1 protein-coding gene is annotated in these 1,138 nt (G+C 69.3%); it reads right to left on the reverse strand.

Features of this window, described 5'->3' with window-relative positions:
- A partial coding sequence (locus tag G3N99_RS40210) for an acyl-CoA dehydrogenase family protein (protein WP_206125192.1) occupies nucleotides 1-1,138 on the reverse strand: 1,138 nt, incomplete at both ends.

Consider the following 1,138-nt stretch of genomic DNA (forward strand, 5'->3'; position numbering starts at 1 on the left):
TCGGGCTCGCGCGATATCGCGCGCAGCACGTCGAGGCACATCACGTTGCCCGAGCCTTCCCAGATCGAGTTGACGGGCGCCTCGCGGAACAGCCGCGCGATCGGGCCGTCGTCGACATAGCCGTTGCCGCCGAACACTTCCATCACCTCGCCGGTCAGCTCGACCGCGCGCTTGCACACCCAGAATTTCGCGGCGGGCGTGACGATGCGCTTCCACGCGCGTTCGCGCGGCGAGTCGTCGCGCTCGAACGCGTCGGCGAGACGCATCGAGAGCGAAAGCGCCGCTTCGCTTTCGAGCGCGAGATCGGCGAGTACGGTGCGCATCAGCGGCTGCTCGGCGAGCGCGCGGCCGAATGCATGGCGCTGGCGTGTGTACGCGATCGCCTGCACGACGCCCTGGCGCAGCATCGCCGCGCTGCCGAGCACGCAGTTCAGCCGCGTGTAGGTGGCCATCTCGATGATGGTCGGAATGCCGCGGCCTTCGTCGCCGAGCATGATGCCCCACGCGTCGTTCAGCTCGATCTCGCTGCTCGAGTTGCTGCGGTTGCCGACCTTGTCCTTCAGCCGCTGGATCTCGACTGCGTTCTTCGTGCCGTCCGGCCGCCAGCGCGGCACGTAGAAGCACGACGGGCTGCCGGCCTCGGTGCGCGCGACGACGAGGTGCGCGTCGCACATCGGCGCGGAGAAAAACCACTTGTGGCCGCGCAGCCGGTATTCGCCGCCGCGGCCGCCCGCGCCGACGGCGGTCGCGAGCGTCGTATTCGCGCGCACGTCGGAACCGCCCTGTTTCTCGGTCATGCCCATGCCGAACCAGATCGAGCGCTTGTCGGCGACCGGCACGTCGCGCGGATCGTAATCGTTGCTGTAGAGCTTGTCGCGCAACAGTGCCCACAGCGCGGGCTCCTTCTGCAGCACGGGGATCGCGGCCTGCGTCATCGTCGCCGGGCACAGTGTGCCGGCCTCGATCTGGCCATGCAGGTAGAAGCCGGCCGCGGTCGCGGCCCAGCGGCCGCGGCGCGACTCGCGGAACGCGAGCGACACGAAGCCTTCGTGGCGGTACTGGCCGAGTAGCGTGTGCCAGGCCGGGTGGAAATCGACGCGGTCGATGCGCCGGCCGCGCCGGTCGAAGGTGTGCAGTT

This window comes from Burkholderia sp. Ac-20392, from assembly GCF_017104585.1.
Lineage (GTDB): Bacteria > Pseudomonadota > Gammaproteobacteria > Burkholderiales > Burkholderiaceae > Burkholderia > Burkholderia lata.